The sequence below is a fragment of the Actinoplanes sp. NPDC089786 genome (assembly GCF_040684855.1).
Taxonomy (GTDB): Bacteria; Actinomycetota; Actinomycetes; order Mycobacteriales; family Micromonosporaceae; genus Actinoplanes.
The window spans coordinates 40,110-66,799 of the sequence record NZ_JBFBGU010000004.1 but is presented as its reverse complement, the minus strand read 5'-3'; the positions used below and the strand labels follow the sequence as shown (position 1 = coordinate 66,799).

Annotated in this window: 19 protein-coding genes and 2 pseudogenes; 14 read left to right on the top strand and 7 right to left on the bottom strand. The window is 69.2% G+C overall.

What is annotated here, in order from left to right; all coding sequences use genetic code 11:
* The 5 genes from AB0O15_RS16735 to AB0O15_RS16715 all read left to right on the top strand — a co-directional run bounded on the left by AB0O15_RS16735 (nt 1) and on the right by AB0O15_RS16715 (nt 4,639).
* The gene (locus tag AB0O15_RS16735; protein ID WP_364319166.1) at nt 1-1,008 is read left to right on the top strand and encodes an ABC transporter permease; all 1,008 of its coding nucleotides are present in this window, start codon (nt 1-3) and stop codon (nt 1,006-1,008) included.
* A complete protein-coding gene (locus AB0O15_RS16730; protein ID WP_364319164.1) occupies nt 1,005-1,766 on the top strand; it encodes an ATP-binding cassette domain-containing protein in 762 nt (253 codons plus the stop codon). The genes AB0O15_RS16735 and AB0O15_RS16730 overlap by 4 nt, the downstream gene beginning before the upstream one ends.
* Nucleotides 1,767-1,803: 37 nt before the next feature.
* Complete coding sequence (locus AB0O15_RS16725; protein WP_364319162.1) at nt 1,804-2,751, top strand: sugar ABC transporter substrate-binding protein; 948 nt, start codon at nt 1,804-1,806, stop codon at nt 2,749-2,751.
* A gap of 227 nt (nt 2,752-2,978) precedes the next feature.
* The gene (locus tag AB0O15_RS16720; RefSeq protein ID WP_364319160.1) at nt 2,979-3,281 is read left to right on the top strand and encodes a hypothetical protein; all 303 of its coding nucleotides are present in this window, start codon (nt 2,979-2,981) and stop codon (nt 3,279-3,281) included.
* A 44-nt stretch (nt 3,282-3,325) separates the two neighbouring features.
* Complete coding sequence (locus tag AB0O15_RS16715) at nt 3,326-4,639, top strand: L-fuconate dehydratase (protein ID WP_364319158.1); 1,314 nt, start codon at nt 3,326-3,328, stop codon at nt 4,637-4,639.
* Nucleotides 4,640-4,885: 246 nt separating this feature from the next.
* On the opposite strand, the pseudogene AB0O15_RS16710 reads toward AB0O15_RS16715, so the two are convergent.
* The 3 genes and pseudogenes from AB0O15_RS16710 to AB0O15_RS16700 form a co-directional block, all read right to left on the bottom strand.
* Nucleotides 4,886-5,038 (bottom strand): annotated as a pseudogene (locus tag AB0O15_RS16710) (DNA-binding response regulator); the annotation flags it as partial.
* 761 nt (nt 5,039-5,799) lie between these two features.
* The gene (locus AB0O15_RS16705; RefSeq protein WP_364319156.1) at nt 5,800-7,263 is read right to left on the bottom strand and encodes a TIGR02679 domain-containing protein; all 1,464 of its coding nucleotides are present in this window, start codon (nt 7,261-7,263) and stop codon (nt 5,800-5,802) included.
* Nucleotides 7,256-8,551 carry an SbcC/MukB-like Walker B domain-containing protein gene (locus AB0O15_RS16700; RefSeq protein ID WP_364319154.1) on the bottom strand — a complete coding sequence of 432 codons (1,296 nt, stop codon included), beginning with the start codon at nt 8,549-8,551 and terminating at the stop codon, nt 7,256-7,258. Before AB0O15_RS16700 ends, AB0O15_RS16705 begins: the two co-directional genes overlap by 8 nt.
* 631 nt (nt 8,552-9,182) lie before the next feature.
* Here AB0O15_RS16700 and AB0O15_RS16695 point away from each other — a divergent pair.
* Nucleotides 9,183-9,656 carry a hypothetical protein gene (locus AB0O15_RS16695; RefSeq protein WP_364319152.1) on the top strand — a complete coding sequence of 158 codons (474 nt, stop codon included), beginning with the start codon at nt 9,183-9,185 and terminating at the stop codon, nt 9,654-9,656.
* A gap of 102 nt (nt 9,657-9,758) precedes the next feature.
* Here AB0O15_RS16695 and AB0O15_RS16690 read toward each other — a convergent pair whose 3' ends face one another.
* Nucleotides 9,759-11,165 (bottom strand): hypothetical protein, encoded by a 1,407-nt coding sequence (locus AB0O15_RS16690; RefSeq protein WP_364319151.1) that lies wholly within the window; start codon nt 11,163-11,165, stop codon nt 9,759-9,761.
* 41 nt (nt 11,166-11,206) lie between these two features.
* Here AB0O15_RS16690 and AB0O15_RS16685 point away from each other — a divergent pair, with 41 nt between their 5' ends.
* Both AB0O15_RS16685 and AB0O15_RS16680 read left to right on the top strand, forming a co-directional pair.
* Nucleotides 11,207-13,843, top strand: coding sequence for a TerD family protein (locus AB0O15_RS16685; RefSeq protein WP_364319149.1), 2,637 nt, complete (start codon nt 11,207-11,209; stop codon nt 13,841-13,843).
* Nucleotides 13,843-14,454, top strand: a complete 612-nt coding sequence (locus AB0O15_RS16680) for a hypothetical protein (RefSeq protein WP_364319147.1) — start codon at nt 13,843-13,845, stop codon at nt 14,452-14,454. Before AB0O15_RS16685 ends, AB0O15_RS16680 begins: the two co-directional genes overlap by 1 nt.
* A 193-nt stretch (nt 14,455-14,647) precedes the next feature.
* Here AB0O15_RS16680 and AB0O15_RS16675 read toward each other — a convergent pair whose 3' ends face one another.
* Nucleotides 14,648-15,070: a transposase gene (locus AB0O15_RS16675; RefSeq protein WP_364319146.1), complete on the bottom strand. Its 423-nt coding sequence runs from the start codon at nt 15,068-15,070 to the stop codon at nt 14,648-14,650.
* A 1,686-nt stretch (nt 15,071-16,756) separates the two neighbouring features.
* On the opposite strand from AB0O15_RS16675, the gene AB0O15_RS16670 reads away from it, so the two are divergent.
* Genes AB0O15_RS16670 through AB0O15_RS16660 form a run of 3 tightly spaced genes read left to right on the top strand, consistent with a single transcriptional unit; the run spans nt 16,757 to nt 20,198 of the window.
* The gene (locus AB0O15_RS16670) at nt 16,757-18,208 is read left to right on the top strand and encodes an APC family permease (protein ID WP_364319144.1); all 1,452 of its coding nucleotides are present in this window, start codon (nt 16,757-16,759) and stop codon (nt 18,206-18,208) included.
* A gap of 5 nt (nt 18,209-18,213) precedes the next feature.
* Nucleotides 18,214-19,011, top strand: coding sequence for a hypothetical protein (locus tag AB0O15_RS16665; RefSeq protein WP_364319143.1), 798 nt, complete (start codon nt 18,214-18,216; stop codon nt 19,009-19,011).
* Nucleotides 19,008-20,198: a pyridoxal-dependent decarboxylase gene (locus tag AB0O15_RS16660; RefSeq protein ID WP_364319141.1), complete on the top strand. Its 1,191-nt coding sequence runs from the start codon at nt 19,008-19,010 to the stop codon at nt 20,196-20,198. Before AB0O15_RS16665 ends, AB0O15_RS16660 begins: the two co-directional genes overlap by 4 nt.
* A gap of 899 nt (nt 20,199-21,097) precedes the next feature.
* Here AB0O15_RS16660 and AB0O15_RS16655 read toward each other — a convergent pair.
* Complete coding sequence (locus AB0O15_RS16655; protein ID WP_364319139.1) at nt 21,098-23,167, bottom strand: GGDEF domain-containing protein; 2,070 nt, start codon at nt 23,165-23,167, stop codon at nt 21,098-21,100.
* A gap of 464 nt (nt 23,168-23,631) precedes the next feature.
* On the opposite strand from AB0O15_RS16655, the gene AB0O15_RS16650 reads away from it, so the two are divergent.
* Nucleotides 23,632-24,087, top strand: coding sequence for a hypothetical protein (locus AB0O15_RS16650; protein ID WP_364319138.1), 456 nt, complete (start codon nt 23,632-23,634; stop codon nt 24,085-24,087).
* A gap of 209 nt (nt 24,088-24,296) precedes the next feature.
* Here AB0O15_RS16650 and AB0O15_RS16645 read toward each other — a convergent pair.
* Nucleotides 24,297-25,063 (bottom strand): annotated as a pseudogene (locus AB0O15_RS16645) (transposase); the annotation flags it as partial.
* A gap of 220 nt (nt 25,064-25,283) precedes the next feature.
* On the opposite strand from AB0O15_RS16645, the gene AB0O15_RS16640 reads away from it, so the two are divergent.
* Nucleotides 25,284-25,652: a hypothetical protein gene (locus tag AB0O15_RS16640; protein WP_364319136.1), complete on the top strand. Its 369-nt coding sequence runs from the start codon at nt 25,284-25,286 to the stop codon at nt 25,650-25,652.
* A gap of 250 nt (nt 25,653-25,902) precedes the next feature.
* A complete protein-coding gene (locus AB0O15_RS16635; protein WP_364319134.1) occupies nt 25,903-26,637 on the top strand; it encodes a dienelactone hydrolase family protein in 735 nt (244 codons plus the stop codon).
* Nucleotides 26,638-26,690: the final 53 nt, after the last annotated feature.

Genomic DNA, 26,690 nt, shown 5'->3' with positions numbered 1-26,690 from the left:
ATGTCCGGTTCGCCCGGCGCCGGTCCGCGTCGCGATCCGGCCGGCCTGGGCCTCGCCGCCCTGCGCGTCGGCCCGGCACTGATGTTGCTGGTCGTCGTGCTGGCCGCGGGCGCGCTGTCGCCGGTCTTCTTCACGACGCGCAACCTCGGCAACGTACTCAGCCAGACAGCGGTGATCGCGATCCTCGCGCTGGCCCAGCTGCTGGTGATCGTGACCCGGGGCATCGACCTGTCCGTCGGGTCGACGCTGGCACTGTCCTCGGTGGTCGGCGCCCTGATGTTCGGGTCGATGGGGTCCGGACCCCTGGTCATCCTGGCCATGCTCGCCACCGGCACGGCGGTCGGTGCGGTCAACGGGGCAGTGCTGGTGTGGGGCCGGCTACCTCATCCGTTCATCATGACCCTGGCCATGCTGAGCATCGCCCGGGGCCTGGCGCTGTGGCTGTCCGGAGGGCAGCCGATCAGTGGCATGCCGGACCTGGTCCAGCAGCTCGGCGGCGGATCGATCGGGTGGCTTCCGTACTCGGCATTTCTGGTCGTGGGGCTGGCACTGGCGACGTTGCTGCTCACCCGGGCGATGGTCTGGGGCCGCTGGATCTTCGCGGTCGGCGGCAATCCGGATGGCGCCCGGCGGGCCGCCATCCCGGTCAACCCCGTGGTCGTCTCGGTTTACGTGATCAGTGGGCTGGCGGCCGGGACCGCCGCGGTCGTCAACGCCGGCCGGCTCAACGGTGGATCGCCCACCTTCGGAGAACTGGCCGAGCTGGACGCGATCGCCGCCGTGGTGATCGGTGGGGCGAGCTTCCACGGCGGCCGTGGGAATGTCGGCAACGCACTCGTGGGGGCACTCATGATCGGCGTCATTCGCAACGCCATGAATCTGCTCGACGTCAACGCGTTCTTGCAACCGATCGTGATCGGCGTGGTGATCCTGCTCGCCGTCGAGCTCGACGTCCTCCGCGGGCGTTTGGAGGAGCGGCTCCGCGTTCTCCAGGCGGTCCGGTCATGACCGAGCCGAACCCGCCAGCGCTCAGCGTGCGGGCGGCGACGAAGCGTTTCGGCGCGGTGGTCGCGCTGGACGGTGTAGACGTCGAGGTACGGCGAGGCGAGGTGCTGGCCCTGCTCGGCGACAACGGCGCCGGTAAGTCGACGCTCATCAAGTGCGTCACCGGGGTGCACCGACTGGACTCGGGGACGGTCGCGATGGACGGCATTCCGGTCGACCCGGGTTCACCGGCGGCCGCCCGGGCTCTCGGTATCGAGACCGTCTACCAGGACCTGGCGTTGTTCGACAATCTCGACGCGGCGGCGAATTTCTACGCCGGACGCGAGATGACCACGCCACGATGGCTGCCCCGAGGGCTCCGGCTGGTCCGGCGGCGCGCGATGGTGGAGGCCACTGTGGTGGTACTGCGCCGGCTCGAGGTGGGCGTCGCCGACCTGAGTACGCCGGTGGGACTCATGTCCGGCGGCCAGCGGCAGGCGGTCGCGGTCGCGCGGGCCGCGGCGTTCGCCACCAAAGTGGTGATCCTCGACGAGCCCACGGCGGCCCTGGGCGTCCGTGAGTCTCGTCATGTCCTCGACCTCATCCTGCGGCTGCGAACCGAAGGGCTCGCGGTCATCGTCGTGTCGCACGCGATGGATCACGTTATGGAGATTGCGGATCGGGCCGTGGTCATGCGCCGCGGTCGTGCGGTCGGAGAGCTGATTCCCCGGCCGGAGAACAAGGAACAAATTGTGTCGCTGATCGTCGGTGGAAACGGCTGATCCGCAAGCCTCAGCCGTGTTAACGGAGGTAGGCAACATGCGAGGCAAGAAAACCATTCTCACGATGGCCCTGGCGAGCCTGATGCTCGCGTCCTGCTCATCCGGCGACGATGCCGGAAAGTCCGACCAGGGTGCCGGTGAGACCTTGAAGGTCGGTTTCATCACCAAATTCCCGGTCGACTTCTACGACATCATGGTCGACGCCGTGAAGAAGTACGACGCCGAGCACGCCGATGTCGAGGTCCTCTTCGGCCAGGGCAAGAGCGGAACGGACGACGAGGGCGTGATCAACCACGTCGAGAACATGATCGCGAAGGGCGTCAAGGCCATCGCGATCACACCCACCAGCCCGGCGGTGCAGACCGCGCTGGACAAGGCGGTCAAGGCCGGGATCAAAGTCGTGCTGGTTGACAACGACATCCCCGGCTGGACCGGCAAGAGCTCCGTGGTCGCCACCGACAACCTGGCCGGCGGCAAGCTCGCCGGCACCTGGCTCGCCGAGCACCTGGCGGACGGCGCCAAGATCGGAATCCTGCAGGGGCGGATCGGCAACCCCTCACTCGACGACCGGGTCAAGGGCCTCAAGGAGACCCTCGGCAGCAAGGCGACCGTCGTCGCCGAGCCGGCCACCGACTGCGACCAGACCAAAGGCCTGAACGCCGCGCAGGACATGCTCACCGCCCACCCGGACCTGACCGCCATCTACGGCGCGTGCGGCCCGCCGATCATCGGCGCCCTGCAGGCCGTCAAGGCCGCGGGCAAGAAGCCGGGCGACATCACGGTGGTCGGCTTCGACGCCTCACCCGACGAGCTGAAATCGATCAAGGCGGGCGAACAGACCGGTTCCGTCGCACAGTTCCCCGCGAAGATGGGGTCGCTCGGCATCGAGACCGCGGTGTCGGCCGCCCGGGGACAGGCGGTCCAGCCCAGCGTCGACACCGGTACCGAGATGGTGACGAAGGACAACGCCGACTCGTTCGCCTGATTTGTCGCTCCCCGGATTACGCCATTTCGCTCCGCTCTGCGGACTCGCGCTGATCAACGAACTGACCGTGTTCCACAACATGTTCCTCAACCGCGAACTACGCCTCGGTCCACTGCTCAACAACCGGGCCATGCGCCGTCTTGCCAGGGAGCACCTGGCCGACATGGGCGTGAACATCCCCGACGTCGGCGCCGAGGTCGCGAAGCTGTCCGGCGGGCAGCCAGGCCGTGGCGGTGGCCCGGGCGGTCTACTCCGATGCCCGGGTCCTGCTGCTCGACGAGCCGCTCGCCGCGATGGGCGCCAAGGAAGGCGCCCTGATCCTCGACCTGATCCGAGACCTCAAGGCCCGCGGTGACGTCTCGGTCATCATCATCGCCCACAACTATGCCCAGGTCCTCGACGTCTGCGACCGGGTCAATCTGCTCCAGCACGGCACCATCACCTTCGACCGGCGCACCGCCGAGGTGTCTGTCGAGGAACTGACCGAGCTCGTGGTCGCCGAATACCGCAGCCGCCGCAACCGCCGCTGACGGCGGACGGCAAGCCGTTCGCCCGCAACACAGGAGTCGTCGCCATGCCCTCTTTCGCGCGCATCATCGCCCTGGACGTCCTGGACGTGCGCTTTCCGACGTCCGAGCAGCTCGACGGCTCCGACGCGATGAATCCCGAGCCGGACTACTCCGCCGCGTACGTGCGGCTGCGCACCGACGCCGACGACGGGCTGGAAGGCCATGCGCTGGCGTTCACCACCGGCCGCGGCAACGACGTCCAGGCCAACGCCATCGACGCGCTCGCGCCGTTCGTGGTGGGGCGCTCGGTCGCCGAGGTGTGCGGCGATCTCGGCGGCTTCGCCCGCTTGCTCGTCCACGATCCCCAATTGCGCTGGCTCGGCCCGGAGAAGGGCACCATCCACATGGCCACCGGCGCCGTCGTCAACGCGGCCTGGGACCTGGCCGCGAAGCGGGAGGGCAAGCCGGTCTGGCGGTTCCTCGGCGATATGTCGCCCGAGCAGATCGTGTCGCAGGTCGACTTCCGCTGGCTTTCCGACGCGCTGACCCCCGGCGACGCGCTCGACATCCTGCGCCGGGCGCGATCCGGTCGCGACAAGCGCATCGCGCTGCTGCTGGAGCATGGCTACTCCGCGTACACGACCACGCCCGGCTGGCTCGGGTACTCCGACGACAAGCTCGCCCGGCTGTCGCGCGAAGCCGTCGCCGACGGATTCGGCCAGATCAAGCTGAAGGTCGGCGCCAACCTCGAGGACGACATCCGGCGCCTGCGGACGGCGCGTGAGGCGGTCGGCGACGACGTACGCATCGCAGTGGACGCCAACCAGCGCTGGGATGTGCAACCGGCCATCGACTGGATGCGGCGGCTGGCCCCGTACGACCCGTACTGGATCGAGGAACCCACCTCGCCCGACGACATCCTGGGGCATGCGGCCGTGCGCCGCGCGGTGCGACCGATCAAGGTGGCCACCGGCGAGCACGTCGCCAACCGGGTCGTGTTCAAGCAACTGTTGCAGGCCGGCTCGGTGGACATCGTCCAGATCGACTCGGCCAGGGTTGCGGGGATCAACGAGAACATCGCGATCCTGCTGCTCGCCGCGAAGTTCGGGGTGCCGGTCTGCCCGCACGCCGGCGGCGTCGGGCTCTGCGAGATGGTCCAGCACCTGTCGATGTTCGACTTCGTCGCGGTCTCCGCGACGATGCAGGACAGGGTCATCGAGTACGTCGACCACCTGCACGAACACTTCCTCGATCCGGTACGCGTCGTCAACGGCCGGTACGTCGCACCCACCGCGCCCGGGCTGAGCGCTCAGATGCACCCGGCCTCCCTCAAGGAGTACGCCTACCCCGACGGACCCGTGTGGGCCACCCGTGTCTGACCCATCTGCGCCGCGGCCACGGGCGGTCCGCCGCCCGGTGTCCCGTCCCATGACGCGGTGCGTCAGCCGAGGTTCGCCGAGGCGCCGGTGCTGCTGCCCGGCGCACCGCGCCGGCGGGGGAGAGCGGTCAGGCGACGAGGCGGCGTTCTCAGGCCCAGGCGGCGATCTCGACGCGGTCGCGGGCGCGAGTTTGGCCTGGACGCTGCCCAGGTGGGTCTTGACCGTGCCGATCGAGATGAACAGCTCGGTGGCGATCTCGGCGTTGGTCAGGCCCTTCGCGTCCAGCCGGACCACGTCCAGCGCGCGCGGGGACAGGCCGCCGTCGTCGGTCGACGGGGCGGGCGGGCTGAGGTGCTCCAGCAGCCGGACGGTGATGGAGGGGCTGATCAGCCGCGGCATGCCACCAGCGTCCTGAGCTGCGAAAACAATATCGGGCGACACGCAGCGATACCCCCCGATATTCAAGATCGCAGACTCTTGATCCGCGGTCACCGGCGTCGCTGTTAGGTTGCCTGATTTCGACCATCCACCCCGAGTTGGACGAGTTGCTCGCTGACCTTGAGTGAGGCTTGACCTCGTTGAGGTCGACCCATCGCGCGCCGAAGGTCTCACCCCCGCCGGTGCCCCGGTGGGCGATCACGTGGAAGAGCGGGTAGAGCCGGTCGCTCTGGATGCCGACTAATCGGCGGCCGGCTGGCACCCGCTTCACCCTCCGGGCTACTTGACCGGTTGCCTCTTGACGGGCCTCGGCAGCAGCGAGGGGAGTTCGAAGGCCTGCCTCGCGGCGGGGAAGGGGCCACCAACCTCAGGCCTTCTTCGCGCTCGCTTCCCATCGTGGTGAAGTGGACGGATCGCCAACGAACGGAAGCTCCAGGTCACAGCCCTGAGCCATGATCGAAGAGTTCGTACGCCGTAACCTCAGCTCCACAACCTGTTGACCTGCGAATCCGTGTGGGTCGAATGAGGCGTTGCGCGAACCGTCACTCGCCCGGCTCGGCTGACTCGGTTGCCGGGCTACTGCATGGTGACCCGCGCCAGTGTCGTCCCGGCGGCTTTGGAGATCTTGCAGTCGGGACGTGGAGCGCACGCCTGCGTCTTCTTCACCGACCCGATACTTGCTTCCATCGCCCGGTCGGCCGGAACGGTTCTGCTGCACGAGGTCATGGTGCTGCGCGGCTCGATGGACCTGGGCTCGTACGACCGCCTGTTCCCGAACCAGGACGCCCTGCCCGACGGAGGCGCCGTCCACACGTCACGTCCGCACGCAACACACTCCCGGGTAATTCCCGGAAGCACCACGACGACGTCGCGGAGCGTCCTTTTGGCCATGACCGGCATGCTTTCCGTGCCGCCGGTGGCCCGACAACACCGCTTCGCATGGCTTCTGCCGTCGGAACCTGGACACGCCGGTCAGGGCCACCAGTGATGGGCGTCCAGGGGCGCCGCGGTAATCGCCGTAGCGCCGTCGGTTTTCGAGGTCCGTGGCCGGCGCGCTCCATCACCGATCGGTCCGCATGGCTCATCGCCTCGGCCAGTGACGGATCCCAGGCGGTGGCTGTGGCTACTCCGGTGAGGGGAAGGCCCGTCGCGTCGGCGGTGCGGTAGTCGGCGCTGGACATGCGCCACGGTACGGCCTCCGGGTAGCGGGCCAGGGCGGCGCCGGTGAGCCGTAGGCCGGTCCAGTCGAAATCGTTGCGCCAGCGGATCACGGCGTCGGAGGCGCGGTAGCCCAGTAGCATGTGGACCGCGGCTGACGGTACCCCTTCGGTGCAGATCAGCGGGGCTGTGCCGCGCCCGGCGGCGGCTCGCAGCACCGCCGGGTTCTCGCAGACGAAGATCTCCTTGCTGGGCAGGGTCAGAGGCCCTAGCCGAAGTTGGTGAAGGGTGACGCGGAACGGCACGTGGGCGGCCGCCGCGGAGGACAGCCAGTCGCCGAGCGGGCCACCGGAGGCGGGGAGGTTCAAGACCAGTACCTGGCTGGCCAGGTCGTCGGGAACCACGCCGGCCAGTTCCCACAGCGCCCGTTCCTGCTCGGCGCCGGTCGGTACACCGGTCCCGTGCCATGCCGCCAGGGCGCGCAGGACCAGCCCGCGTACCGGGCCGTCGGTCAGAGCCTTGGTGTCTCCGAGGATTCGCTCCGCGAACACCGGCATCGGCTCGGCGGTGACCGGCATGGCGTCCAGCACCGCCAGCACCTGCGAGAACGGGAGGCCGCCGCGGGCGATCCGGGTGAGGGTCCCGTCGCCACGCAGCGCGCCGAGCCAGTTGTCGAACCACGGGGCACCGGCGTGGCGGCTCGTCGCGGCCATGGCGAGCGCCGAGTCCCGGGCCTCGGCCACGAGGGCGCGTTCGCCAGGGCGGTTCCGGAACGGACCTACCGCCGACACCAGATCGGTGCCGTACGCGTCGCGCAGGAAGACGTCGAGTTCGGCCAGGCGGACGGAGACCCGGCTGACGCCGGCGGGCCGGTGCACTCCGGTCACACCGATGACGATGTGCCGCTCCGTCTCATCAGGAGCCGCGAGGGAGACCGATCCGGAGAGGTCACCGCCGGTGCGTTCGAGGCTTCGCCGGGCAGCGGCGAGCAGCCGCCGCCAGCCTGGATCCGCGGTGAGATCAGGCATGCGACGCAACCGTACGGGTGGAGGGCGAGCCGAGCGCGGCGGCGAGTGTTCCGTCGAAGTCGGCCACGTTCACGGTGCCGTCCCAGACCAGCAGGACCGTCGACACGGCGTGTTCAACCGTGGAGTGCGACAGGTCGTAGTGGGCGCAGCCGGTCACCGCCGGATGGGTGGCCCATAGGTCGTACCCGGTCATGAACAGATCCAGATCGAACTGTTTGGCCAGGGACATCAGCTCGCCGCGCCCGTTGTCGTCGACGCTGGCGAACGCCTCGTCGAGGCCGAGCAGCCGGGGTGCGTCCGGGCGGGCCGACCCGAACAGCGCGTTGGCCGCCGCGAACAGCGGCAGGTGCAGCGACACCGACTGCTCGCCACCAGAGAGCTGGCTGTGCCGGGCCCGGGTGAGTGGCTCACTGACCCCGCCGGGGCGGTGCAGGGTGAATGCGAAGACCCGCCACTGCCGGTAGTCCAGCACCTCGGCCAGCAGTTCCCGGTAGGGCTTCTCCGGAGCCTGGGCCCGGACCGACTTGATCCGGGCCGCGAAGTGCCGCCGCAGGGTGGTCAGCTGACCTGGGCCGAGTCGCGCCGGGTCGCGTTCGAGCAGCTTGCACACCTCACGCTGTTCCGGGTCGAGGTCGTCGGAGAGCCGCCAGCCCACACCGACGGTCAGGCCGGACGACATCCGCCGGGCACGCATCTGCTGATCCATTGCGTCGACCAGGTCGCGGGCCTCGATCGTACGCCGGTGGATCTGCCCGGCCAGCTGGCCCAGCAGTGCGTCCTCAAAAACCCGCTGCTCCGCGTCGGTGACCGCCTCTTCGGTGTCAGCCACCTCGGCCAGCACCCGGGTCGCCTCGGCCCCGATCGACGCCGACAGAGTGCGCAGTTCCTCGTCCTTCTCGTCGTGCCGGGCGTGCGCCGTCCGCGCCGCCTGCCCGGCCGCCTCCGACTTCTCCTCCGCCTCGGCCTGCCGTTCGGCGGCCTCCCCGGCCAGCACGCCGGCGATGTCCGCGCTGTCATGGGCGTGCCGCAACTCCATCCCGAGCCGGTCGAACCGATCCAGCGCGGTGGCGGTCGGGTCCAGCCGTTCCACCGGCAACGACCGGTCCGCGCTGGCCCGGCGCAGCCCGGTGGCGGCGGCGGCCTGGCCGGCCACGGCCGCGTCGAGCCGGCCCGCGGCGTCGAGAGCCGACTCACGGCGTACCCGAAGAAGGGTCGCGGCCCGGTCCAGATCGCGTTCGGCCTGCGTGATCGCGGTGCGCGGCGGCAGTGTCGCACCCGCCCGGTCCAACGCCCCCAGCATCTCCCGCCGGGATTCACGGGCGGTTTCGACCTCGTTGATGTCTCGATCGAGGGCGGCGATCCGGCGGTCGCAGTCGGCGATCCGGGTGGATCGTGTGCCCGCCTCTGGCCGACGCCGAACCGGTACTGCGCTTCATCCTGCCGTCCTCTCCGACGCATCTCGGTGCACAGTTCCGTCACGAGTTCACGGCCGCTGGGAGCGCCACGGTGCACGCCCGGACTCCATCCGGACGCGCCCGGGCCCGGCAGAATTGGTCGCACCTGGGAACGTGGGTTCGGAACCGCCACAGAATTGACGTCAGCCGAAGTCCGGTCAACTACCCGATCGAGCGACTGGCGCGCCACAGGCCATCGAAGACGGCTGCTCAACGGGGGCCGGCGAACGACCCGCGGGTGCGCCCAGTGGGGCCGGCCGTGCGCGGCTGCTGTGCAGCACCCCCGACACCCGCGCGGTGTCCGATGTGGGGATGACGGGGAACGGCCCTCGAGTACGCAGCTGGGGATCGACGAAACGGGTCGCCGACCAGGCAGCCCGGTCGCTCTGGCATCGGCGCGGGCCTGGTGCAGCACTACCGGCAGTACTGCTTGCGCATTGGTTGCCCGGCCGGTACCTTCCGGCGATGACTGAACCGGCAGCAGTGGCTGGCGCGGCATCCGAACAGCGAGCCACAGCAGCAGTGACGTTCGCCGACCTCAACGTCAAGCTCGTAATCATCAACCAACTCATGTACGAGCGGTCGGTCCTCACCCCGAGGTTCGACCTGGACACGTTCCTCCGTACGTTCGACGAGCATGAGATCGAAGATCCCAACGGGCCCTACCCGGAGGTGCTGGAGTACTTCGAGCGGCTGCCGTTGACCCCGGAACACCTGGCCCTCATCACCGAGCTGGACGTCGACCCGTCCGCCAGGATCTGGTCCCAGATCGACCGCGGGTGGGGCGGCGGGGAGGAGCACTTCCACCCCGCTACCTATGTCGACGTGGCGCACCTGCCGAACCTGCGCAAGGTCAATATCGACTTCATGGTCAACGAGGACACCGACCTGTCCGCCCTGTACGAACGCGACGACCTTGAGGTCACCGTCGAGGAATGACGTCAGTGGCCGGAGGCGGCAACCGGACCGGAACTCGCTTTCCTGCGCCCGAGCGACACGCCCCTGGACAGCCACGCACAGCCTTGACCGAGTGGCGTGGGACTAGTCGACCTCCACCTCGATGCCCCTCGCATAGAGCGCCGACAGGTCGGCTTCCTCGGCGTCCATGTCGATGGCTATTTTTCGCAGGTTCGGCAGATGCGCCACGTCGACGTAGGTGGTCGGGGCGAAGTAGTCCTCCTCGCCGCCCCACCCCTCGTCAATCTGTGACCAGATATCCGCGCACGGATCGACGTCCAACTCGACGACTTGCGCCAGGTCCTCGGGGGTCAGCGGGAGTGCCCGGAAATAGTCCAGCACCTCCTCGGTCGGGCCGTTCGTGTCTTCGATCTCGTGGTCGTCGAACGAGTCGATGAAGGCGTCCCGGTCGAACTTCGGGGTGAGCACCGACTGCTCGTACATGAGTTGGTTGATGACCACGAGCTTGAAGTTCTCGTCGGCGAACACCACCCCGGTGCCGGCCCGTGGCTCGGCGGGTCGCGGGGCGAGCGCGTCGGCCAGCACCACCGAGAGCTCGGCCAGGGCCGGGGTGGACCGGCCCAGATCGAGCAGCATCTCCGGGACCGCCCGGGTGTCCGGCGCCCGGCGCAGCACGACCGGCAGCGACGGGCGCGCCTTACCGGTCCCCAGCAGTACCTCGCGGACGACCAGCTCGAGCTGGTCGTCGGTCCAGCGCTCGGCGTACGGGCGCAGCCGTACGGCGAGGTCCGGCAGGTCCACCCGATCCGTGGTGACCAGCAACCCGCGCAGCGTCTCGGCATAGTCGCGGCGGCGGGGCCCGGCGTACGGCACCGCGCTGAGCAGCGCGGCAAGCCCTTCGAGCGGGTCCGGGTGTCGCTCGAGGACGAGGTCGATCCAGTCGCCCGCGCCGCCCGTGGCGTCAGCGGGCAGCAGGACCGGGCCGAGCTGCACCAGCTCGGCCATGATCGGATCCTGTCGGGTCGCCTGCTGGCGGATCGCCAGCAGCAGCCTTCCGGGCCGCCCGGCGGGTTGCTCGGCTTCGGTCCACCCGGCCAACAGCCCGAGCACCCGCGTGGCGTTGGCCGCCAACAGCGGGCCGTACGGCGACCCGGCGCCTTTCGGGCTGGCCCACGGATCCTGAGTGAGCACGTGCAGCAGCCGTGCCCCGGTCTTCGGGTCGGCCGCCTCGATCCGGTCCAGCAACGCCGTGTACCACTCGTGGGCGGCCTCGGCGTCACCCTTGGCGGCGGCCCGCCACCCTTCGTGCAGCGGCTCGTAGAACGCGTACGGGCGAGGCTCTTCCGTGGGGCGGAACTTCCCTTCCCCGGGGAATTCGATGGCGGCCGCGTCGATGGAGGCCAGCAGCGCCGGCAGGGCGTCGAGGCCATAGCAGCGGACCAGGTCGGCCAGGGCGCGCGCCCCGGCGATCCTGGTCGCCGGTTCGGCCGACCGGAGCTGGGCCGCGGTGGCCGCTACGCGAGAAGACACTCGCGGGATGGTACGTCAGGATCAGCGAATACGGCAGTGCGGTGAACGAACTTCGGCTCGGTCGCGTAGTTGTCGTCGTGGCGACCCTGGAACTGGTCCGATGGAGCTCTGCTCACGAGCCGCCCGCCCGCCGGCTCGCGGTGACCGTCCACGGCCCGCCGGGTGTGGCGCTGAGTGCACTGCTGTTCCGGCGTACCACCACCGCGGAGGTGCCGGCGGGCATCGTGCGGGCGTCGCAGGTGCCCGGCGCGCGGAGCCGCAGGCCGGCCGGCGGGCAGCCGTGGCGGCTCGATCTGGACCTGGACTGGTTGCCCACCGAGGTGGCCCGGGTCGTGATCGCCGCCGACCTGCCGACCGACGGCCCGCCGTTCGGCAAGCTGCCGGCGCCAGTGGTCCGGCTGGCCGACCATCGCGGCGTGCCCGTCGCCGAATACGCGATGACATGGCTGACCACGGAGTACGCCGTGGTGGCGGTCGAGCTGCACCGCGTCGACGGCCGGTGGCGCATGCGGACCGGTTCCGACGGGTATGCCGATGGGCTGGCCGGGCTCGCCGCCGCCCACCATGTCGACGAGCTGCCGGACCCGGACCGGGCGGACGACGCCTCCGCCATTCGGCATGCGGTGGCCCGGATCCTCGGCCGGGCGCCGGCACCGGCCGGTGACCGGATCGACGCCGCCACCGTTACCGCGTACCGGCACGTCCAGGATCGGCTCGCGGAGGTACCGGAGGGACACCACCCCGCGTACCTCCATCTCGCGGCCCGCTGCACAGGCGCCGGCGCGCTGGCGGACGCCGTGGCCGCGACCGGGCGGCGCCTGGCATGGCGGACGGACTGGGCGGCATGGCGTAGCCCACTGCCCGACACCACGCTGTACGGCCCGGTCGGGCACGTCGGGGCGCTCGCGTGCGGCGAGGCCGACGGCCGGATGGTGGCGGCGGCAGTCGCGCACGGGGTATCGGTGTCCGGGGTCCACGTCTGGGACGCGGCCACCGGCGCGCCGCTCGGTTTTGACCAGGCCGGACACCTTGGCCCGGACGCGGACAACGTCCTCGCGATCGCCTTCGCCGAGCACGCCGGCCGTACCGTGATCCTCACCGGGGATCTGACTGGCACGCTGCGGATGTGGGACGCCGGCGGCGGCGCCCCGGTCGGTGACCCGCTCATCGGGCACCGCGCGCCGGTCCGGGCGCTGGCGGTCGGCCACATCGACGGCCGCCCCGTGGTGGTGTCGGGCGCCGCGGACGGCACCCTCCGGCGATGGGACGTTGCCGCCTGGAGGCCGGTCGGAGACCCGATCACCGGTCACGCCGGCCGGGTTCGGGCGCTGGCCGCCGGTGCGCTCGGCGGGCGCCCGGTCGCCGTTTCCGGCGGTGACGACGGCATGGTGCGGGTGTGGGACCTGGCCACCGGGCAGCCGGTCGGCCAGCCGACCCGCCACGACGGCCCGGTGTGCGCGCTCGCGTTCGGAGTGATCGCCGGCCGGCCGGTGATCGTGTCCGCCGACGGGCCGTTGGTCCGGATCCACCACGCGGACACGGGTCAGCCGGCAGGTCGGCCGCTGACCGGGCACACGGACGCAGTGCTGGCCCTGGCCCTGACCGAGGCCGGCGGCCGGCCGGTCGTCGTCACCGGCGGCGCCGACGCGACGCTGCGGCTGTGGGATCCGACCACCGGCGCGGCGCTGCGCGAGCCGGTCCGGCACACCGCCCCGGTCACCAGCCTCGCCGTCGGCCGGGTCGGGGAGCGCACGGTGGTGGTGCACGGACGCGATGCGGTGCGCCGGATAGACCTCGAAGCGCTGGTCGAGCCGGCGGCGTCCGCGACGCACACCGGCGAGGTGTACGCGGTGGCCTACGGCATGCGGCACGGCCGCGTGTTCCTGGCCACCGGTGGTCAGGACAGGACGGTGCGGGTGCTGGACCCGGACACGGGCGTCCCGCTCGCCCCGCCACTGACCGGTCACGACGACGCGGTCCTCGACGTGCGGTTCGAGCTGGTGTCCGGGGTGCCGGCGCTGCTCACGGGCGGCGCGGACGGTCAGCGCGCGTGGGACCCGGACAGCCTGCGGGAGGCCGGCGATCCGGACACGAACTGGCAGCCGACCGGCACCAACTGCCAACTGCCGGACGGCCGGCAGCTGTACGCCTTCGGCCTGCCCGACTTCGGAGTCGCGGTGTTCGACATGAACCGTCGGGCGGCGCTGCACGGACCGCTGCGTGGACACACCGCACCGATCCGCGCGATGGCTCTCGGCCCGGTACGCGGTCGGATCGCGATCGCCACGGGCAGCGACGACAACACCATCCGGTTGTGGGACGTGCTGAGCGGAGAACCGATCGGCGAGCCGCTGGTCGGGCACCTCGGACCCGTGTGGGGGTTGTCGTTCGGCGCGCTGCCGGCGCCGAACGGCCTCCTGTGGATCCTGGCCAGCGCCAGCAGCGACGGCACGGTGCGGCTGTGGGATCCGGACACCGGCGGGCCGGCGCACACCACGGAAGACGACGCGCTACGGGCCGCGGGGTACGACCTGCCACGCCGGATCGACCTGGGCGCGCCCGCATACGGTGTGGCCTGCGCCCCACCGCCTGGACCGCCGCGGCTGGCGGTGGTAACCGCGGCCGGCACCGTCGCCATTCGCGTGCCGGACGGCACAGAAGTGGGGAGGACGGCGTGATGGACGCCCGGTTGCAGGGATGCCGGGACCGGTTCGGGTCGCCGTCGCGCTCGATCCCGGACGGGGGGACGGCCGCGTACCTGTCGATCCCGCGTCCGGGCTGGTTGAGCGACGAACCGACGCATGCCTTCTATCGCCAGATCCTGGCCGATCAGGCGGCGCTGTGTCGCGGTGGCCGGATCGTGTGGGGACACATCGTCCAGGCCAACAAGCGGCTGTTCAAGCCCGGGGACGAGGATCACCGCGCCCACCTGGTCTACAGCCTCGACCCCACGATGGACGGCACACCGACGCGGCTGCGGACAATCGCGGACGCGGTGTTCCCGCTCAAGGGCGAGCCGCAGCCCGACCGGGCACACCAAGCCATCGCCGACACGTTGAGCACGCGGCGCGAACCGACCGTGCGGGTGCCCGTGCCGCCCGCGCTCGCGGGCGCCCGACACGTGTTCCTCACCTGCACCATCGTCGTGCGCCGCCACCTGCCGGCCGACCATGTCCGGAGCCGTCTGCTCCCGCTGCTGGTGGACCCGGCGAGGACCGCCGCCACCATGATCCTGCCGAGCCGGTACTGGCCCGAGGAACTGATCCGCCCTTGGCAGCTGGACGAGTGACGCATTTGAGACCTCGCCTGTTGCGGGCCGCGGCGATCACATGCCACCGACCCGCCCGAGCGGCGGTAGGGGTCTGGCCGCGTGGCGGGTCTGCAGGTGGATGAGCAGGTCGTGGCGGCTGGAGCGCGGCACTGCCGCGCAGCGCAGAGCCCGCAAGGAACTTCATCATCTTAGAGCCCGTGAAATAACCGGGTCAGGCGGCCTTTGTGGCCGCGGTAGGCGTGGTCGTGGCTATCACGGGCTTGTTGGTCGAGGTCGGTTTGCGGGCCAATCGGCGGGTCATGATGATGACCATGGCCCGCTGCGCCATCGCCGCATGGTGCTCGGGTCGTCGTTCATAGTCCCGTACGGTCCGGCGGCAGCGACTGATCCACGAAAACGTGCGCTCAACGACCCATCTGCGAGGTAACACCTTGAACCCGACCTGGTCGGCGAGTTTCGCGACGACCTCGACCAACAGCCCCAACCCGGCACCGTAGGTGAGCAAAGCGCCACGGTAGGCGCCGTCGACCCAGACCATCCGGACCCGGCGGAAACAGGTGGCCAGGACCCACAGCAGGAGCCGGCCGCCGTCTCGGTCCTGCACCGCCGCGCCGGTGACCAGGACCATCAGCAATAGCCCACCATCGTTGGGCCTTCGTTGTGAGCAGAGGTTTCGTCACCAGTGCTCGTACCGAAGGCCCTTCCTTATGTCACCGCGACACGCCCACCCGCAAGGCATTGATGATCAACGTCACTGTCCACCGCGGACCCAGTCATTTCACGGGCTCTGACAGAGGCGGCTGCGGTGGGCGCAAAACTTTCGACTGGCTTCGCGCCGTTCCCGACCTCACCCCATGATCCGTCAGTTACGCCCCTATACGTCCTTTGGCTCACTCGGTGGGATCAGTGTTGCCAGCTCGAACCGACATGATCAGCTATTAGCGACGGGTACCACGACCGCATCAACGCCTACCGCCAACCGCTAGAGGGCGGGTCACGATCGTCGACGGACAGCGTTCACGACCACATCAGGCCCTTGAGCTGCGATAATTCGGTTCTTATTCTTCCAAGTATGGTCCACCGCGGTTCGATGCATCATCACGGGCACCCTTCTGGTGCCCGGCGCAGCCTCTCCCTCCGCGCCGCCGCAGCCATCCTCAGACGGGTGAACCTCGACCTGATCAGCGGGCTTTGCCCGTACGCTTGGCGCGAAGACGAGAGGTTGATCGTGTCGGCCGATTTCGGGATGCAGACACGCCTTGTCATCCGTCACGGCGCAGCGTGACAGCGGACTGGCACGGGTGATCGCGGCCGGTGAGATCGGCCCGTCCACCTCCGAGCGGTTGCCCGGGGGTTGACCACGGCCAGCCGGGCGCCGGTACCTGAATCAGGTGCGTCATCGGCACATCTAGGGAGGCGTGAGCGTGTGGCCGCCGGGTATCGAGTCCGGAATCACCGACGTTCGACGCACCACATGCGCGTTCTCGTGGAGACCAACATCGATGCGTGAATGCCACCTTCGCCTCCGGTCACGAGCTGCTCCCGTGCGTCGGGACCGGACCCGCCGCCCGTGCTGTCGGTCGCGGCGACATGCTCGCGACCGACAATGCGGCTACGTCGTCACACCACGGCTGCGCGGCTCGGAGACGACGGAAGCCATCGCGCACGCCAATGCTCTCGGTCCGGCGCCGCTGTTGTGCGCCTGCGGTCCGGCGTTCTGCCGCCGCGGCGGGCTCGACGGCGCGCGGGAGTACCTGAGCCTCGGTGACAGCCGATTGTGGCCGATCGATGCGAGCACGATCGAACGTCGTGTGTCCGGCGCGGTCGAGCGGGCCGTTCCGGGGTTGACCGCCGGCGGCCGGACTAACCGTCCGGGCGAGGGTGTTGGTGCGTCTGTTCGTTCGGATTGAGAGGGGCGGCGCGGTCGAGGACATCCGGTTTGTTCCGCGCGCATAGGCCCCGCTTGTCGTCGCTGCGATCAGGGCGCGGCGGCGGGCGGACGTTTCCCTGAACAGCAACGAGCCTGCTCCACCGGCGCCGCGTTGGCCGAGCCGGCGCGGGCGCCATGACAACGTCGCCTGCCGTCGCTGGGAAGCCGGCGACTCGGCGGTGACCAAACAGTTCTGGGGAGGGATTCCGCCGTGGGCGGTCTCAAGATAGGAATGGCTCGGCACGGGGTACGACGCCGCGCTCGCCAACCATTCAGGGGCATCGATGTCGGGTTTGCCGGTGGCTCGACGGTTCGGTGGGTGGTGCGCCGGGACTGCAAAGCTCTGGACTGTCCTCGCGCGCAGTTGCCCGCGGCGGGGGTGGAGGCGGCATGAGCCAGGCCACTCTGTCGCGTCGGTCCTTGGGCGGAGGCGCCCTGTTCGTGTTCGCCGCTGGTGCCAGTTCGCCGTTGACGGTGCTGGTTGGTGGTGTGGTCGCGACGTACACATTGACCGGTGTGGTCGGTGTGCCGCTGTCCTTCCTCGTGATCATGGTCGTGCTGGGTCTGCTCCTGGTCGGCTACGTGGCGATGTCCCGGCACGTCCCGCACAGCGCCCCGTTCTATGCCCAGTTGGCGCGCGGGCTCAATCCGGCGGTCGGGGTGGCCGGGGCGGCGATGGCGTTTCTGGGCTACAACGCGATCCAGATCTCGCTGTACGGGCTGATTGGAGCCACCGTCGCCGGGATTATCGGTGGTGCGTGGTGGGTGTCGGCGGCGTGGGCCTGGGCGGCGGTGGCGGTGCTGGGCCGCTTTCGCGGAGCGACGAACGCGGTGATCCTCGGCAGCTTGCTGGCGGTGGAAATCGCCACGATCGTGTTGTTCGACATCGCCGCATTCACGAATCCCGCTGACGGTGCGGTAAGCGTGACGCCGCTGATGGCAGGCAATCTGCTGACACCGGGGATCTCCGGGGCGCTGGCGTTCGCGATGGCGGCGTTCACGGGCGCGGAGAGTCCACCGGCGTTCGGTGAGGAGGCCCGCTCGTCCAAGGCCGTTCTCCGGGCGGCGTATGGCGGGGTCACGTTCCTGGGAGTCTTCTACGCCCTGTCGGCCTGGGCGTACGCGGAAGCCGTCGGCCCGGCCCGGGTGGTCGAGGCCGCTGCCGATCCGGACCGTGCGCCGCTGGTCGTGCTCGGCCAGATGTACGGGCCGGCGGTGACCGCGATGGCGACGGCGTTGCTGGTGACCAGTGTGCTGGCCGCGAAGGTGTCCTTCCACGCGACGAACGCCCGATACGTGTTCGCGTTGGCGCGCGAGGACGTACTGCCGGCCGGGTTGGCGCGGGTCAGCGGCGGCACGACTGGCGGTGCACCGCTGGGCGGCTCGCTGGTGCAGTCGACGGTGGCCGCCATCGTCGTCGGCGTCTTCGCCGGCACGGGTGCCGATCCGATGACGATGTTCGTGTGGCTGTCCACCATCGGCGCGTTCTCCATCCTGTTGCTGCTGACACTGTCCTCGGTGGCGGCGCGGGCGTACTTCACCGCCGGTGGCGGTACCCGCGAGTCGGCGTGGGTGCGCCAGGTCTTCCCGAGCCTCGGCGCCGTGGTGGGAGTCCTCGTGCTGGTATTCATGGCCGGCAACCTGTCCTCGCTGCTCGGCACTCCTGCCGGGTCGGCACTGCCGTGGCTGGTGCCCGCGCTGGCTGTAGCCGCGGCGTTGATCGGTCTGGCCCGGGGCCATTGGCTGCGTCGCACCCGACCGGAGGTCTACCGGCGGCTCGGGCACGGCGCGCCGAATCCCCTCACCGTGCAGGACCAACGGCTGTCCGGCCTGGCGGTGTAGTGGTGATGACCGACACCAACGGAGACCCCCGGTTCGGTGCCCCGGCGAACGCCGCAACGCCCGAGCAGACCGCACCACCCCGCGACATCAAGCGCGAGGTGAACCTGCGCCAACAGGCCGTACAGCGGCTGCGTTACATGAACATCCAGCATGCGATGCACGCTTGGGAAAACCGGTACCGCGACCCGATCGCCGCGTACGCGATGGCGTTCCTCTTCGCGCAACCCGGCTCCCGGCCAGAGTGGCTGACGCTGCGCGCGGCCACGAAGCTGTGGCTGGCCGGTCCGGAGGCAGCCGACCTGCCGCGGCTGCTGTACGACCTCAACAAGGCGATAGCCGAACAGGCCGGGAATCCGAGCTTCGACCTGCGCCGCGACCTGGCGAACCGGGTGGACGAGGACATGGCGGCCGACGCCTACTACGTCGGGATCGGCGTCTCCAGCCTCGACACCTGCACCGGCACCTGGGAACACGCGTGCTCCACGGTGGACAGCTACGAGGACGTTCCCGGCCAGATCCGCATCCTCATGACCGACCCCACGACGATCGTCTGTGACCGGCGGGGCCTGTCCGACTTCAATACCCTGACCGTGCAGGCCACGAACCCGTTGAGCCTGTCACCGTTCGACTCTCCGTACCGGTGGGGAACGGTCATGGTGAAGCAGCTTCAGGAGGATCCTGCCCACGGCGCCGTGCTGCGCTGGATGGATGAACTCAACCTCAGCCTGTGGCGGGCCGACAACGCCCGGCTGGTCGCCCGCCAGCAGGCGCAGACATCCCGGTCCCACCGGAGGCAGTCGTGATCCTCCCGAGCACCGACACCGGCGGTGATCCGGAGTTAGCCCTGGTGAAGCTGCTCACCGACGCCCGCGCCGCGCGCCGCTACGACATCGGCTTTCCCGGCGCTACCGACCTGGGTTTTCCCGCCCTCGCGCAGATCCTGACCGGGCAACTGCTCAACAACGTCGGCGACCCTTGGGACCTCGGCCACGGCCGTAACCACACCAAGGAGATCGAACAACAGGTCATCGCCACCGTCGCCGACCTGCTGCGTGCCCCACCAAGCCGGTGGGGATACGTCACCACCGGCGCAAGTGAGGGCACGCTGCATGCCCTGGACGCAGCCTGGCTGCGCTACCGCGACCTGGTTGTCTACACCTCGACCAGCGGCCATTACTCGATCGTGAAGGGTGCACGGCTGCTGAAGTTGCCCGTGGTCACGGTCCGCACCGACGCGTTCGGCCGGATGGACATCGTCGACTTGCGCGCAGAGCTGGCACGACGCCGGGAACGCTCGGCAATGATCGTCGCCACCGCCGGCACCACCATGACGGAAGCCGTGGACGACGTCGCCGCTATCACGGACGTCTGTGATGAGTTGGCGGTGACCCGCCGCCGCATCCATGTCGACGCCGCCCTCGGCGGGATCCCCTACGCGACGCTCCCGGACGGGGTTCGTCCCTCGTTCGACTTCACGGCCGGCGCCACCAGCATGGTGATCAGCGGGCACAAGTTCCTGAGCACACTCATGCCCTGCGGGGTCCTGATCTACGCCGAACCACCGGCCGCCACCGGCGGCGGCCGAGTCGCCTACACCGGCAGCGCCGACTCAACCATCACCGGCTCCCGCTCCGGACACACCCCACTGCTGCTGTGGTGGGCACTGAACACCCTCGGCCCGCACGGGCTGCGCCAACGCGCCGAAGCCTCCCGCGAGCTGGCCACCTACACCCACCACAGACTGCAGAAGATCGGCTGGCCTACCGCTCTCAACCCACACGCCTTCACCGTCACCCTCGATCAACCGCCGCCGCCGGTGCTGGCGAAGTGGGTGCTGGCCACCAACGGAAGGACCGCCCACATCGTGTGCATGCCGGGTGTCACCCGAGATCAGATCGACGAGTTTCTCAACGACCTTTCGGTGTCGCGGCCGATCCCCGCCCAACGCCGCCGACGGCTGATGGCGGTGCAGACCGCACCGCGACCTTGACCGCCTCCGCACGCCCCGTCCGCCGCACCGACGTCAGCATGTTCACCCGTGCTCTGCGCGGCGTCGACGGCGGGGCAGCTTCGACGCCGTTGACCCACGAGGCAATGCCAGAGCCAGACATCCGGCGCCTACGGTCCCGACCCGTCGGCGATCCCAGCCGCCGGCCGTGCCCACCAGGTGGCCGATGCCGAACGTGACGGCCATGGCCAGGGCCCCGCCGATCACCAGCCGCGCCACCGCCCGCCGCGATGTCGCCCCGCCCAGGTAGCCGGTCAGCGCGAGAGCCACGGCCACCGCAACGAACGTGACGGGGGACGCCCGCGGCCCGCATCAAGGGCTGGTTTGATAATCTGACGTCGAAGTCGAGCGGCAGCTCCGAAGTGAGCGAGGCTGACAGCCAACCCGCCCTGGACGGCCCGCGACGGGCTTCTCAGAGCCCGTGAAATAACTGGGTCCGCAGTGGACAGTGACGTTGATCATCAATGCCTTGCGGGTGGGCGTGTCGCGGGGACATAAGGAAGGGCCTTCGGTACGAGCACTGGTGACGAAACCTCTGCTCACAACGAGCTGTGCGTAGACGAGAAGTTGCCCATCGAGCATCGGCTCCGCCCAGCCTGCAGAACGAGGTTTAGAATCTTCGCGCACCCGCATTGCCCTTACGTACTGAACACCGCCGCTCGGTTCTCACTTCCTTCAAGCAGCAGGCAGCCGACCAGGCTACAAGCGCCCTCAAGCCCGACGCCCTCTATGCCGCCGAGTCGGGTGGCTGGGTGCAGGTCTGGAACCCGATGATGGATGTGGTCATGGGCTGGGAGCCGACCGACCCGGCCGACGCTTGGTGGTCTTCTTCAGCAGCGGGATCTGAGCCGCAGTGTCTTGGCGGGTTCGGCGCCTGCACGTCAGAGTCGAGTTGCTATCTGGGTGCGCCGGAGGGAGGAGGCGTCTGGGACGATCGCGCAGTAATGGGCGAGACCCTCCCGCTTGGCGTGGTACATCGCCGCGTCGGCACGGCGCATGATGTCGTCCGGGTCAACGGGGCCGTCCTCGGAGTAGGCGATGCCAATGCTCGCCCCGATCGAGAGCGGGTGCCCTCCGAAGGTAACCGGTCGGCCGAGCGATGCGGTGATGCGCTCGGCGATGGTTACCGCAGCGTCGTCATCGGCGAGATCCTCGACCAGGACGGCGAACTCGTCGCCGCCGAGCCGGGCCGCGGTGTCCTCGGTCCGTACGGCCTGATCGATCCGCCGGGCGACCTCGCGCAGCACCTCATCACCGGCCTCGTGGCCGAGCGTGTCGTTGATCTGCTTGAAGCGATCGAGGTCGAGCAGCAGCACTGCCGTATCGGCGGTGTGCCGGCGGGAGCGGGCCAGCGCCTGCCGAAGCCGCTCGTGGAGGAAGGCACGATTGGCCAAGCCGGTCAGCGGATCGTGCATGGCCAGGTGGCGCAGTTCGGCCGTACTGGCCGCATTTTCCAACGCGAGGGTCAGCTGAGTGCGCAGCGTGTCCAGTGCCTTCACGGCGTCGGCACCGATCGGGCCGTCGGCGGTCGCGGTCAGCACGGCCACGAGACGCCGATCGACGACCAGTGCCAGCAGACAGTGCCCTGTTTCGTCCGCCGCATCGGTGTGGAAAACGTCGTCACACACCAGCGGCTCGCCACCGACCAGCCGTTCGGCGAGCGCGGACGGGATCGCGATGGTGGAACCAAGCGGCGGCCGGGCGTCGTCACCCGCCACTGCGACCACCTGTGCCGTCGAGTAGTCAGCCGCCACCACGGCGACCGAGCACGTGGCCGCCGAGAGGCCGGCGAGCAGTGCGCGTCCGGCCTCAGCGGCGATGCGGTAGATGTCCTCGGGACCGCCCACGCCGATCAGCTCGGTACCGGCTTCAGCCAGCCGCTGCTCTCGGCTGAGCGTGGTGTCGAGGCGGCCCAGCAGGCGAGCGTTGTCTGTCAGTACCGAAGCCTGCCGGATCACGACCAGTGCGGTCATCGCGATCGCTCCGACGAGCACGATCACGCCGCGAGCGGTGGGGCCGTTCAGGAAGGCCGGCACCAGCAGCGCGTAGGTCGCCGCGACCGCCGCGTAGGGCAGGAGACTGAACGGCCGTCTGCGTTGATCGGAGGCGGGCCGTTGTGAGCCCATTGCCATCATCGCCATCATCGCCACCAACGGCACCGCGATGAGCAGCGCACGGAAGATCGCCGACACGGCGAGGGCGATGGACATCCTGTCGGTGTCGGCGAGTGCGACGGCCAGCCCAGCGCGAACGACCTCCGTCAGCCCCGCGAGCGCGAACAGCCCAAGAGTCAACCGGTTGACCGCTGCCGAGCCGGCCACCATCACACGTGTGACAGCGAAGACGACAACGAGTACCCCACAGGCCCGCAACAGCGTGGAGATGGCCACGACGCCATCACCCGGCTGTCGCAGCCAGATCGCCAACATGAAGTAGGAGACGTACACCACCGTTGCGAGCATCACGATGGTCATGTCCAGCGCGAGCCGTCGCCGGCCGCCACCTGCCCGAGCATGTCGAACGGGGAGTCGCAGGATCGCAACCACGACGAGAACCATGGTCGCGATGGCGAACACCCGGGAGACCGGAGTGCCGATCCCGTACCCGACTGACTCGCCGTTCAGCTCCGCGAGCAGGCTGCTGCAGGACGCCCCACCCATGCCCAGGTACCCGCCGGCGAGCAGCCACCAGAACCAACGCGCCCCGCCGGCCTCGGCGCGGCACCCGACCCGCGCCGCCAATGCGGCTCCGATCACCATCGAGAGCCCGCCGCCGAACAGAGAGACCACGAACTGCGTCGACCAGCCCGCCACGTCGAGCGCGTGCCAACCCGCCGTGCCCATGTTGACCAGCATCGCGGCGACGGCGACGTACCGCAGTGCGCGATCGGCTTGGGGAAGCACCATCTCGGCAGGCCCCTCATCCCTCGCATGCTCGGCGTCAGTGGGCACCGGACTCCAACCCCTTCGGTCAAGAGACATCGAACCTTAGGGTTCCGGGCCAGAACGGCTTCCCGCTCCGTCCAGCCTCGCGAGCGAGGGGCAACAGCCACCAGGTTGCCGCCGGGCGGGGCGAGGGAGAGTTTGAGGGGACGTGCGTTGGAGGCGTAGAGCAGCCACAGCCGGCGTAGGTCGCGTTCTGCCGGTGCATGTGCCAACCCAATCACGTATCCAGCCAGCACCGGCACGTATACGGGCCTTCGAGCGCCCTCGTCCGGCATCGCCCGCTGGCGCAACTCGGCCCATCTTGCTACTTGCCGAAGCCGGAACCGCGCACGGTGCGCGGCGGATGAGCATGCCGGAAGAAAGGAGTAGGGTTCGCCGGTATTGGCGCTCTACGCACACTCTATTCCCTGTCGGATTGATTACCTTGACGACATGTTCCACCACAATCCGAAGGCGATTAACGTCCGTCTATGGCCAAGTCATCCAAGGTCGCTGAGCGTGCGACCATCGGAATCGTGCTGGTCATCGTGGCGGTGTTGCTTTGGTTCGCAGACCAGCGTCGTCTCGCGACCTTCGTTGCTCTGGCGCTGTTCGTGCCCTATCTCGCTCTGATCGCCCCGTTCAAGTGCGGCGGCTACACGCGTCAGCGGCAGGCTTGCCGCCTCATCGGCAGCGGCTTGCTGCTCGGCTGCCATCACCACCGGTTCGACCGCATCGGCAGAATCTTCGGCCACGACCGCGACCGGGCGGCAGCCCGGTACCGGTACCCCGACCGCTCGGTTCAGGCGGCTTCGTCTACCGGGATTCCCGGGAAGCGTCCATCGGGAGAACCTAGCCGCCTTAGGGGCTTTGACATGTTGTCCCTGGCGATCAGCGTCAGCAGCATGATTGCAGGCTGGCTCGCCCTCTGGATCGGACCCAGCTGACGCCAGTTTGCCGGGCGCTGGCCTCCGCACCCACCGAATGGCCAGCCTCTACAACTGTTAGCCTCCGTCTTTCATTAAGCCTCGGTGCTTTGGCCGGGTCTGGCCCTGAGTGATCTGGTGTGATGTTTTTGGTGGTGGGCAGCCGATGTCGCCCGGCCGGAGGCCGGGTTGCTCCGTTGTCCTGGTTGGTGGTGCGGCGGATTCCGTTGTCAGGTAACGGGCTCGGGTAGCGCGGCGAGGCGCCGGAATGCGGTGACGAGCTGGTCGGTCCAGGGCCAGTCGGCGGCGATGCGCAGGGTGGTGGTCCTGGCGGTGCGGGTGAGTTTCGCGGCGACGTGCAGCAGCCGGTAGCGCAGTTTCTTCGGCTCCGCGGCCGCGAGTGGCCCGTCCAGGAGCAGGTGCTGGGTCCATCAGAGCAGGTCGAAGCCGGTGAGGGCGAGTTCCAGCCACGCTTGGTTGATCGCGAAGGTGCGAGACGGGAATCGGCCGATTCCGGTGGTCTTGCCGGTGCGGATCCGGTCCTCGACGCGGGCATGGCAGCGGTGCCGGACTTCCAGGAACTGAATGGATCCACCGCCGATCGGTGTGTCGGTGGCGAAGACTTGATGCCGTTTGCCGTTGATCGTGTCGAACAGGGAGAGCTGCGCGCCGGGTGCGGGCGTTCCCGGCGGCAGATCAGCCGGGTGCCGGCCGGGAACGAAGCCAGCAGGTCAGGGTCGGCCAGGTCGGTAAGTTCGACGATCTCCGCGCCGTCGCGCAGGCTGCCGTCGCCGTCGAGCGCCGCCACCCGATCCTGGGCGGCGGTGATCGCGGCCCGGACCGGCTTGGTGATCGCGACACCGACGGAGAACTCGGTGAGCACACCCTGCTCATGCAGGCCGCGGACATGGGCGAGGAACTCGTGACTGCTGCCCGCCGAATCGGACCGCACGAGAATCGGGCAGCCAACACGATGTGGTTCGGGGATCTGCTGCAGGAACCCGCCGTCCGCCAACAGAATCATGTCGTCCGGGGCCGGGTGGACGCCGGAGTCGATGGGTGTATGACCGCTGAAGTCCATGATCTGGGTGCGGTAGCGGCGGTTGCCGCCCGGACCGAGCGGCGCCAGTAGATCGTCGCGGATGGCGTCGATGTCGAACATCTCGAAGTAGTAGCTCTGCGGCGAGCCGGGGCGGATATTGAGTACGCAGGTCGACATGCCGTTTGAAGTGGTCGATCGTGACCCGGAGCACGGGACGTGTCGTCTTCCCGCGCAGGGTGGCGGCCAGTTCGTCGGCCAGCGTCGTTTTCCCGGCCGCAGAGCGGCCGTCGATCCCCACGCGTGTCGGGTGATCCAGCCGCAGGGCGAGGATCCGGTCGGCCAACCCGCCGAGCACCTGCTGCCGCATCGTGGTCATGAAAGCGGGGATGTCAGAGGCTGGATCGGCACCGGCAAAGAATGCCGCGCCAACGCGCCGGCCCGCAAACGGTTCGCGGAGGCGGCCGTCGTCATGCTTCCTCGACGACGGGGCGCCTCGCGCAGTCACATCCCAGGTCCGTGCCTGCCTCGCCGCGACGTTGCGTAGCGCGCGGATCGCGGCAGATGCGGACGCACGGGCCGGCGGCCGGATCCGTCCTCATCCGATCGGCTAAGTTATGCAGTCATGACTACCGGGACGGCATCACGCCACGCACAGATTGGTGACCCGGTGCCCTTCTGAGCGCCGTACGGGCCGGTACCGGCCCGCTTATGGATCGAGAATCCTGCACTTCTGCGCGGGCTCCACCTCTGTCGTGTTGATCAAGGTCGAGACCTCAACGACGACAGGAGAAGTCATGCCCACCAAGACGCTGCACATCCCCACTGCAGACGGCCAGGCCGACGCGTTCGCCGCTCTCCCCGACGCCAGCGGGCGATGCCCAGCAGTGCTGATGTACCCGGACGGCTTCGGCATCCGGACCGTGCTGCGGCAGATGGCCTGTGAACTGGCCGAGCACGGATACTACGTGCTCGTCCCCAACGTCTTCTATCGGCACGGCCCGACACCCGTGATCGAGCTTCCCGAGCACATCGGAGACGAAGCCCGGCCCGCGATTTTCGCTCGACTCATGCCCATGATCAAGGCGCACACCGCCGAACGGGCCCTGAGCGACGCCGACGCCTATCTCAGGTTCCTCACCACCCAACCCGAGGTCAGTACCGGACCGGTCGCGGTGACCGGGTACTGCATAGGCGGTCTCATGGCGGTACGCACCGCTGCGGCCTACCCCGACCAGGTGGCTGCGGTGGCCGGATTCCACGCCCCCGTAGGCGCCGACGGGCCGGATGTCCTCTCCAAGCTCACCGCCCAGCTCCACTTCGGTCACGCCGAGGGCGACATAACCCCTGGGGCTCTTAAGGAGCTCAACGAGACCCTGAATGCCGCGGGCGTCAGCTACACCTCCGAGATCTATCCCGGCACCATCCATGGCTTCACCATGTCCGACACCGACGCATTCAACCCGGCCGCGCTGCAACGCCACTGGGACCGCCTCTTGTCCCTACTCGGCAACACCCTGACCACCAGCTGATCGTTCGAGTTGTTCTGGGGTCAGGCTGCCCGAGCGGCGGGCTGGCCCCCGCA